General features: G+C 39.7%; 11 protein-coding genes and 3 pseudogenes. 10 read left to right on the top strand and 4 right to left on the bottom strand.

Annotated features, from left to right (window positions below):
• Positions 1-132: 132 nt before the first annotated feature.
• From mutY to HT714_RS07575, 4 genes are read left to right on the top strand one after another with little or no spacing between them, the layout of a single operon-like run.
• Complete coding sequence (gene mutY, locus HT714_RS07590) at positions 133-1,308, top strand: A/G-specific adenine glycosylase (protein ID WP_172934919.1); 1,176 nt, start codon at positions 133-135, stop codon at positions 1,306-1,308.
• A gap of 55 nt (positions 1,309-1,363) precedes the next feature.
• On the top strand, positions 1,364-2,068 hold the full coding sequence (yycF, locus tag HT714_RS07585; RefSeq protein WP_050223087.1) for a response regulator YycF: 705 nt from the start codon (positions 1,364-1,366) through the stop codon (positions 2,066-2,068).
• Positions 2,061-3,419 (top strand): cell wall metabolism sensor histidine kinase VicK, encoded by a 1,359-nt coding sequence (vicK, locus tag HT714_RS07580; protein ID WP_173226977.1) that lies wholly within the window; start codon positions 2,061-2,063, stop codon positions 3,417-3,419. Before yycF ends, vicK begins: the two co-directional genes overlap by 8 nt.
• Positions 3,412-4,221 (top strand): MBL fold metallo-hydrolase, encoded by an 810-nt coding sequence (locus HT714_RS07575; protein WP_054384038.1) that lies wholly within the window; start codon positions 3,412-3,414, stop codon positions 4,219-4,221. The genes vicK and HT714_RS07575 overlap by 8 nt, the downstream gene beginning before the upstream one ends.
• 64 nt (positions 4,222-4,285) lie before the next feature.
• Here HT714_RS07575 and HT714_RS09800 read toward each other — a convergent pair.
• Positions 4,286-4,654, bottom strand: a pseudogene (locus HT714_RS09800) (transposase); the annotation flags it as partial.
• Between the two features lie 396 nt (positions 4,655-5,050).
• Positions 5,051-5,350 carry a YbaB/EbfC family nucleoid-associated protein gene (locus tag HT714_RS07565; protein WP_173226979.1) on the bottom strand — a complete coding sequence of 100 codons (300 nt, stop codon included), beginning with the start codon at positions 5,348-5,350 and terminating at the stop codon, positions 5,051-5,053.
• Positions 5,351-5,564: 214 nt separating this feature from the next.
• Between HT714_RS07565 and HT714_RS07560 the strand changes: the two are divergent.
• Positions 5,565-5,774, top strand: a pseudogene (locus tag HT714_RS07560) (helix-turn-helix domain-containing protein); the annotation flags it as partial.
• Between the two features lie 6 nt (positions 5,775-5,780).
• Positions 5,781-6,101, top strand: a pseudogene (locus tag HT714_RS07555) (transposase); the annotation flags it as partial.
• Between the two features lie 146 nt (positions 6,102-6,247).
• On the opposite strand, the gene HT714_RS07550 reads toward HT714_RS07555, so the two are convergent.
• Together HT714_RS07550 and HT714_RS07545 are read right to left on the bottom strand one after the other, a co-directional pair.
• Positions 6,248-6,490, bottom strand: a complete 243-nt coding sequence (locus tag HT714_RS07550; RefSeq protein WP_000710764.1) for a type B 50S ribosomal protein L31 — start codon at positions 6,488-6,490, stop codon at positions 6,248-6,250.
• Between the two features lie 95 nt (positions 6,491-6,585).
• A complete protein-coding gene (locus HT714_RS07545; protein WP_173226981.1) occupies positions 6,586-7,521 on the bottom strand; it encodes a bifunctional oligoribonuclease/PAP phosphatase NrnA in 936 nt (311 codons plus the stop codon).
• Between the two features lie 103 nt (positions 7,522-7,624).
• Between HT714_RS07545 and HT714_RS07540 the strand changes: the two genes are divergently transcribed.
• The 4 genes from HT714_RS07540 (at position 7,625) to crcB (HT714_RS07525) (ending at position 9,144) form a co-directional block, all read left to right on the top strand.
• A complete protein-coding gene (locus HT714_RS07540; protein WP_001162128.1) occupies positions 7,625-8,068 on the top strand; it encodes a flavodoxin in 444 nt (147 codons plus the stop codon).
• A 115-nt stretch (positions 8,069-8,183) separates the two neighbouring features.
• Positions 8,184-8,450 (top strand): chorismate mutase, encoded by a 267-nt coding sequence (locus HT714_RS07535; RefSeq protein ID WP_173226983.1) that lies wholly within the window; start codon positions 8,184-8,186, stop codon positions 8,448-8,450.
• A complete protein-coding gene (gene crcB, locus HT714_RS07530; RefSeq protein ID WP_173226986.1) occupies positions 8,447-8,821 on the top strand; it encodes a fluoride efflux transporter CrcB in 375 nt (124 codons plus the stop codon). The genes HT714_RS07535 and crcB (HT714_RS07530) overlap by 4 nt, the downstream gene beginning before the upstream one ends.
• The gene (gene crcB, locus HT714_RS07525; protein ID WP_173226988.1) at positions 8,815-9,144 is read left to right on the top strand and encodes a fluoride efflux transporter CrcB; all 330 of its coding nucleotides are present in this window, start codon (positions 8,815-8,817) and stop codon (positions 9,142-9,144) included. The genes crcB (HT714_RS07530) and crcB (HT714_RS07525) overlap by 7 nt, the downstream gene beginning before the upstream one ends.
• Positions 9,145-9,210: the final 66 nt, after the last annotated feature.

Raw genomic sequence — 9,210 nt, 5'->3', positions numbered from 1 at the left:
TTTGAGCAACCTGCGGCTAGCTTCCTAGTTTGCTCTTTGATTTTCATTGAGTATCAGTCCTCTTTCACTTGGGAAGAGGCTTTTTAATACTGGGAAAAGGACAGTTAGAGTCTTCTGTGTTATACTAGAGATATGTTAGATTTGAAAGAATACGGTATCGCCATGTGGCCGGAGGAAAAGATCATTTCTTTTCGTAAGAAACTTCTCAACTGGTATGATGAAAACAAAAGAGATTTACCCTGGCGTAGAAGTAAAAATCCTTATCATATCTGGGTATCTGAAATCATGCTCCAGCAGACCAGGGTGGATACAGTTATTCCTTATTACGAACGATTTTTGGACTGGTTTCCAACAGTGGAAAGTTTGGCGAATGCGCCTGAAGAGCGTTTGTTGAAGGCTTGGGAAGGTTTGGGTTATTATTCTCGAGTTCGTAATATGCAGGCTGCAGCCCAGCAGATTATGACTGACTTTGGGGGCCAATTTCCAAACACCTATGAAGGAATTTCCAGTTTGAAAGGGATTGGCCCTTACACAGCAGGAGCCATTTCCAGTATCGCTTTTAATTTGCCTGAGCCAGCTGTAGATGGTAATGTTATGCGTGTTTTGGCCCGTCTGTTCGAAGTCAACCATGATATTGGGATTCCAAGTAATCGCAAAATTTTTCAGGCAATGATGGAAATCTTGATTGATCAGGATCGTCCAGGCGACTTTAATCAAGCTTTGATGGATTTAGGGTCTGATATTGAGGCTCCTGTAAATCCCAGACCAGAAGAAAGCCCAGTTAAGGACTTCAGTGCAGCATATCAGAATGGAACCATGGACCGTTATCCAATTAAGGCTCCCAAGAAAAAGCCAGTTCCTATTTATCTAAAAGCCTTGGTGGTAAAGAATAGTCAGGGACAATTTTTGCTTGAAAAAAATGAAAGCGAAAAGCTATTGGCAGGTTTTTGGCATTTCCCACTGGTAGAAGTTGATGATTTTTCGCAAGAAGAGCAGTTTGACCTCTTTCATCAGGTTGCGGAAGAAAGTGTAAACTTTGGCCCCAGTCCAGAGGAGAGTTTCCAGCAGGACTATGACCTAGATGTTGCTTGGTTTGATGTTTATTTTGAGACTGTCAAGCATGTCTTTAGTCATCGTAAATGGCATGTTCAAATTGTAACAGGTCAGGTGAGTGACTACCATGATTTTTCAGATAGGGAAGTTCGCTGGCTTTCACCAGAAGAGTTCAAGAATTACCCACTTGCCAAACCCCAACAAAAAATCTGGCAGGCTTATGCAAAAGCCAACTTAGACAGTAGCCAAGACTAGCTATCGTGTCTTCTTGTTATTTTTTTGGTATAATAGTAGAGAAAAAGGTGAACATATGAAAAAAATACTAATTGTAGATGATGAGAAACCAATCTCGGATATTATCAAGTTTAATATGACCAAGGAAGGTTACGAGGTTGTAACTGCTTTTAACGGTCGTGAAGCGTTAGAGCAATTTGAAGCAGAGCAGCCAGATATTATTATTCTGGATTTGATGCTTCCAGAAATTGATGGTTTAGAAGTTGCTAAGACCATTCGCAAGACAAGTAGTGTACCTATTATTATGCTGTCGGCTAAAGACAGTGAATTTGATAAGGTTATCGGTTTAGAGCTTGGAGCAGATGACTATGTAACCAAACCCTTCTCAAATCGTGAGTTGCAGGCGCGTGTTAAAGCTTTGTTGCGTCGTTCTCAACCTATGCCAGTAGATGGGCAGGAAGCAGAAAGTAAACCTCAACCTATCCAAATTGGGGATTTAGAAATTGTTCCAGACGCCTACGTGGCTAAAAAATATGGCGAAGAACTAGACTTAACCCACCGTGAGTTTGAGCTTTTGTATCATTTGGCATCGCATACAGGTCAAGTCATTACGCGCGAACACTTGCTTGAGACTGTCTGGGGTTATGACTATTTTGGTGATGTCCGTACAGTTGATGTGACTGTCCGACGTCTGCGTGAGAAGATTGAAGATACGCCTAGCCGACCAGAGTATATCTTGACGCGCCGTGGTGTAGGGTATTACATGAGAAATAATGCTTGATTTACTGAAACAAACCATTTTTACCAGAGATTTTATCTTTATCCTGATTTTGTTAGGTTTCATCCTTGTTGTGACTCTTCTATTACTGGAAAATAGACGTGATAATATTCGATTGAAGCAAATCAATCAAAAGGTTAAAGATTTGATTGCAGGAGATTATTCCAAGGTTCTTGATATGCAAGGTGGGTCTGAAATCACCAATATTACCAATAATTTGAATGACTTGTCGGAGGTTATTCGTCTCACTCAGGAAAATCTAGAACAAGAGAGTAAGAGACTAAATAGTATTCTTTTTTATATGACAGATGGGGTTCTTGCGACCAATCGTCGGGGGCAGATTATCATGATTAACGATACAGCCAAGAAGCAACTGGGGCTGGTTAAAGAAGATGTTCTGAATAGAAGCATTTTAGAATTGCTCAAGATAGAAGAAGACTATGAATTGCGTGATTTAATTACCCAAAGTCCAGAATTGTTGCTAGATTCCCAAGACATCAATGGCGAATATCTGAGCCTTCGAGTTCGCTTTGCCTTGATACGTCGAGAGTCTGGCTTTATTTCAGGTTTGGTGGCTGTTTTGCATGATACGACGGAGCAGGAGAAGGAAGAACGCGAACGAAGACTCTTTGTTTCCAATGTTAGCCATGAGTTACGGACTCCTCTGACTAGCGTAAAATCCTATCTTGAAGCCTTGGATGAGGGAGCTTTGTGTGAAACTGTAGCACCAGACTTCATCAAGGTGTCTCTGGACGAAACCAACCGTATGATGCGCATGGTGACGGACCTCCTTCATCTTTCACGGATTGATAACGCCACTAGTCACTTGGATGTGGAACTGATTAACTTCACTGCCTTTATTACTTTTATCCTCAATCGTTTTGACAAGATGAAAGGACAGGAAAAGGAGAAAAAATATGAGTTAGTGAGGGATTATCCTATCAATTCTATCTGGATGGAAATTGATACAGATAAGATGACGCAGGTTGTCGACAATATTTTAAATAATGCCATTAAGTATTCGCCAGATGGGGGTAAAATCACTGTCAGAATGAAGACAACTGAAGACCAGATGATTTTATCCATTTCTGACCATGGTTTAGGCATTCCTAAGCAGGATTTACCACGTATCTTTGACCGTTTTTATCGTGTGGATCGTGCTAGAAGTCGTGCCCAAGGTGGTACTGGTTTAGGACTAGCTATCGCTAAAGAGATTATCAAACAACATAAGGGCTTTATTTGGGCTAAGAGTGAATATGGTAAGGGATCAACCTTTACCATTGTGCTCCCTTATGATAAGGATGCAGTGAAAGAAGAAGTATGGGAGGACGAAATAGAAAACCAGAATGAGTGAAATAGGCTTTAAATACAGTATTTTAGCGTCGGGATCCAGTGGAAATTCCTTTTATCTGGAAACCCCAAAAAAGAAACTTTTAGTGGATGCAGGCTTGTCGGGCAAGAAAATTACCAGCTTACTTGCTGAAATTAATCGCAAGCCAGAAGATTTGGATGCTATCCTGATTACGCATGAACATTCTGACCATATTCATGGAGTAGGTGTTTTAGCTCGCAAGTATGGTATGGATTTGTATGCCAATGAAAAGACCTGGCAGGCTATGGAAAATAGCAAGTATCTTGGCAAGGTGGATTCTTCGCAAAAGCATATCTTTGAAATGGGCAAAACCAAAACCTTTGGAGATATCGACATCGAGAGTTTTGGTGTGAGCCATGATGCAGTCGCACCGCAGTTCTATCGCTTTATGAAGGATGATAAGAGTTTTGTCCTTTTGACAGATACAGGTTATGTTAGTGACCGTATGGCAGGGATTGTCGAGAATGCAGATGGTTATCTTATCGAGTCCAATCATGATGTAGAGATTTTGCGAGCAGGTTCTTACGCTTGGCGACTCAAACAACGAATCCTATCGGATCTTGGTCACCTTTCTAACGAGGACGGTGCTGAAGCCATGATTCGGACGCTAGGAAACCGCACTAAGAAAATCTACCTGGGACATTTGTCTAAAGAGAACAATATCAAGGAGCTGGCTCACATGACCATGGTCAATCAGCTAGCACAAGCTGATCTGGGAGTCGGAGTGGACTTTAAGGTTTATGATACCTCACCAGATACCGCAACACCATTGACAGATATATAAAGAGGCTGGGAAAAAGTCTTTAAAATTAAAGGCTCTTTGTCAATTGTAGTGGGTTGAAGAAAAGCTAAGCTCGAGAAAGGACAAATTTCGTCCTTTCTTTTTTAATGTTCAGAGCGATAAAAATCCGTTTTTTGAAATTTTCAAAGTTTCGAAAACCAAATGCATTGCGTTTGATAAGTTTGATGAGATTATTGGTCGCTTCCAGTTTGGCGTTAGAATAGGGTAGTTGAAGGGCGGTGATGCTTTCTTTAGAAAGATTCTAATAAAAGCCTGAAAGCGAGGATAGGCTAGCTTTAGATTCTTCTCAATGAGTACGCAAAACCTTACTTTAGAAGTAAAACTGTAAGAGATTATAGTGGTACTTTCATTCTTCTTAGCAACTCAAGAGTGTCTCTATAATCTTTTTAGTAGGTAAGCACATACGAAAAGTCGGCGATACAATAGTTTACTACTATGATATTAGCAGAGTTTGATGACTATGTACTCATGAAATCTTTGATTAAATTGCTTCATGGCTTGGCATGACTTACAACTTGCATTAAGTATTGAAGTAGAACAGTCTGGTGGACTGCTTTAGCCGGGATTTAGGAATATAATAACAAATGGTAAAAAAGATTAAGAACGATTTTAGCGTCTAGGGCTTAGTATGAGAAAAAAGTTTTCAATATCAAGCAGTTGTGATAAAATGTAGTTGTTCCATATGATTCTTTTTAATGAGTTGTTTGATCGCTTTTCATTATAGGTCGTATGGGGCTTTTTTCTACACAAAAATAGGCTCCATAAGATCCATAGGGATTTACCCACTATAAATATTACAGAGCCTTTTTTATTAGAATGGCAATTTCCCGGCGAAAGCACCTAATTTTTTCTTAGTCGTTTCATCGATTTGTTTAAGAGCAGAGTTGATGGCTTGAACGGTCATATCAGAAAGGGTTTCGAGGTCTTCTGGGTCAACGACAGCTGGATTGAAGTCAATGCTGACAACTTTCTTATCTCCAGTTAAGGTCGCTTGAACAAGATCTTGAGCAGATTTGCCAACAAATTGCATAGCTGCAAGTTCAGCTTGGCTTTGTTCCATTTGTTTTTGAAGTTTTTGTGCTTGACGCATCATGTTTTGCATGTTCATCATGGTGATTTACAGTTTCCTTTTATCTTATTTTCTTTCCTATTTTATCAATTTTGGGGTTAAAAGTCTAATCTTTTTCTGAGAGAATCTAAGAATTGTGCTTGGGGTAACTTCTCAAAGTAACTTCCATTTAGCTAGCCGAAGTGGAAATTAGTCTAAAACGGATTCTTATGGTGGAATTAAGTATGAGACGTTTGAGTTAGAAATGAGGTCCACTATGACAAAATATAAATACCTTACCCTTTCAGACCGTAATGATATCCAACTAGACTTAGGGCGCGGTGAAATCTTCAAAGCTATCGGGCAACTTATTCTAAAAGACCCGACTACTGTTTCTAAAGAAGTCAAACGAAATAAACAAATTAGAGACTCTACCTCTAACAACCTTTCTTGCCCTCTACTCGATAAAGCTCCCTTTGTCTGTAACGATTGCCACGATATGAAATTGTTCAAAATGAGTCGCAGAAATATTGGACAAGCTGGTAAAATCTTAGCAGACAGTGGTTATCAAGGGATCATGAAGATGTATTCACAAGCGTAAACTCTGAGGAAATCAAACAAACTTAAGCCACTAACTCTTGAAGATAAATCCTATAATCATATGCTATTTAAAGAGAGAATTAAGGTTGAGAATATTTTTGCCAAAGTAAAAACGTTTAAAATGTTTTCAACAACCTCTCGAAATCGACGTAAACGATTTGGATTACGAATGAATTTGATTGCTGGAATTATCAACTGTGAACTAGAATTCTAATTTCGCAGGAAGTCTAATAAAAAACTTTGTACTCTGGAAACCATCGCATGGTTAGCTAGAGTGCAAAGTTTTTTTGAGTCTGGAATATGAAAACAGCAGTTGATTTCAAGAAATAAAAAAGAACAGCCGAAGCTGTCTTTCTATCATTATTTGAGACCGTATTTTTTGTTGAAACGATCCACGCGTCCATCTGCTTGAGTGAACTTTTGACGTCCAGTGTAGAATGGGTGTGAGTCTGATGAAATTTCCACACGGATCAATGGGTAAGTTTCGCCTTCGAACTCAACTGTTTCGTTAGAGCGTTTTGTTGAACCGCTAAGGAATTGGTAACCAGTAGTTGTGTCCATGAAGACAACTGGGCGATATTCTGGATGGATATCTTTTTTCATTTTGCAATATTTCCTTTCTGCCATGGTCTCTTTGCGAGCCATAGATTGTTACCTTACTAGTCTATCAGATTCTGAAAAGTTTGGCAAGTATTTTATCAGTTTTTAAGCAAGTTTTTTAACTTTTGGTAGATGATTTCGTTTTCTTCTAGGCTATAGGAATTAGCACCGCTTGCCAGAGGGTGGCCTCCACCATCATGTTCTTTGGCAATTTCATTGATAGGATGGATTTTACTGCGTAAGCGAACGCGGTAGTGGTCATCAGCCTGCTCCACAAAAACTCCCCAGAGACTGACGCTGTCAATACGTCCAGGTGCACCGACAATGGCTGCAGTTTCAGCATCGGTGACATTGAATCGTTTTAAGATTTCCTGACTCAGGATAACACGAGCAGCACCATTTTCATCCACTTCCAGATGGTCGTAGATGTAGCCTTGCAGTTTAGCAATTTTGTAACTCATAGTGTCCATTTTGCGAGTGAGAGCCGCAAAGTCAAAGTTCTGTTCTCTCAAATAAGCAGCAAGGCGAAGAGTTCGTGCAGTCGTAGAAGGGTAGAGGAAGCGACCTGTATCACCAACAATTCCTGCAAAGAGCAACTCAGCAGCGCGATCTGACAAGGACAGTTGAGTTGTTTCTGCAAATAAGGTAATCATCTCACTAGCGCTACTTGAACTAGTATCCACCCATGATAGGTCACCGTATACATCATCATTTGGATGGTGGTCAATTTTAATGAGAAAATCACCTTGAATATAGCGTTTATCATCAATACGAGCAGTATTCGCCGTATCACAGACGATGACAAGTGCTCCCTGGTAGGCACTATCTTCAACAAGATCCATCTCAGCCATCCAAGTAAGAGTTGGTTCATCAAAACCAACTGCTTTGATGGTTTTTTCTGGGAAATGATGTTTGAGAAGAGCTTTCAATCCCACCTGACTTCCCAAGGCATCAGGGTCTGGTTTCATATGACGATGAATGATAATCGTGTCGTATTCTTTAATTTTTTCTAAAATTTGATGGCAAATGTCCATAAATAACCTCAATTCTTTCTCATTTCATTGTAGCACAAGAATTTTTATTTTTAAAATGAAAAAGATGTGATATAATGGAGAAAGATAAATTGAGGAGGACGATATGGCATTAGCAAAAATTGTATTTGCCAGTATGACCGGTAATACCGAAGAAATTGCAGATATTGTAGCAGACAAATTACGTGACTTGGGCTTGGATGTCGATGTTGATGAATGTACAACTGTTGACGCTTCAGACTTCTTGGAAGCAGACATCGCTATCGTTGCGACCTATACTTATGGTGATGGAGAATTGCCAGATGAGATGATGGACTTCTACGAAGACCTAGCTGATCTCAATTTGAATGGTAAAATCTACGGAGTGGTTGGTTCAGGTGACACCTTCTACGATGAATTCTGTAAGGCTGTTGATGACTTTGATCGTGTCTTTGTGTCAACAGGAGCAGAAAAAGGTTCAGAGTGTGTTAAAGTTGATCTTTCTGCCGAGGAGGAAGATATTGAACGCTTAGAACAATTCGCAGAAGAATTGGCTGCTAAAGTAGGATAAGCATAAACGTGCGCTGATGCAATCAATCAGTGCATTTTTCTTATCGTGACTTGGGATTTTACTAGCCTATTTAGTGGCTTTTTGATACAATAATTCAAATAAAGGAGGAGACTGTATGGATTTAGATAGTATTCGTCAAGAAATTGATCAAATCGACGACCAAATCGTCAAGCTCTTAGAAGAACGAATGCATTTGGTTGAGGGTGTAGTTGCCTATAAGAAAGCTTCAGGTAAACCGATTTTAGATACTAAGAGAGAAGCGGTTATTTTTGAAAAGGTTAGAAGTCGTGTAGAGGACAAGCGCTATCAGGAGACTATTGTCGCGACTTTTTCGGACATACTCAAACGTTCGCGTGATTATCAGGATAAAAATATCAAATGAAAAAAGAACAATTTTATCCGCTAGGGATTTTTCTAGCTGCTATGTTGGGCGGACTTGTCCGCTATCTAGTTTCCACTTGGTTACCAGCCAGTCCAGATTTTCCTTGGGGAACCCTTCTTGTTAACTATCTAGGTATTTTCTGCTTGGTTTATCTTGTCAAGGGCTATCTGGTCTATAAAGGAACCAGTAAGGGCTTGGTTTTAGCACTAGGTACAGGTTTTTGCGGAGGTCTAACAACCTTTTCCAGTCTCATGCTTGATGTTGTAAAACTGCTTGATACAGGGCGCTATGTTAGCTTAGTCTTGTATCTCATTTTAAGCATTGGTGGTGGCCTGCTCTTAGCCTATTGTCTGGGGAGGAAGAAATGGTAATGGTCTATCTTGCAATTGCTTGTGGTTGCGGAGCTTTAGTGCGCTATTTCTTTTCCCGCTATAATCAATCTTCTAAATTGCCACTTGGAACGCTTATAGCAAATCTTTTAGGGTGTTTTTTGATTGGATTATTCTACAATCATGTGGAGTCTAAGGAAGTCTATGCTATTCTAGCAACAGGATTTTGCGGAGGTTTGACAACTTTTTCGACCTTGAATGACGAACTCCAAAGGTTGCTAAGTGATAAGAAGGTTTTTTATTCTTACCTGACTTTGACTTACCTAGGTGGTTTAGTTGCGATTTTTTTAGGAATTCTGCTATAAATTTCTTTACTTTTTTGTGGAAATTTGGTAAACTGTATCTTGTGTGTAATGGACGCACAAAAATAC

The sequence above is a fragment of the Streptococcus sp. 3705 genome (genome assembly GCF_013277145.1).
Taxonomy (GTDB): domain Bacteria; phylum Bacillota; class Bacilli; order Lactobacillales; family Streptococcaceae; genus Streptococcus.
Note: the sequence above shows the minus strand (reverse complement) of the source record. Positions and strands in the feature narration are given on the sequence as shown.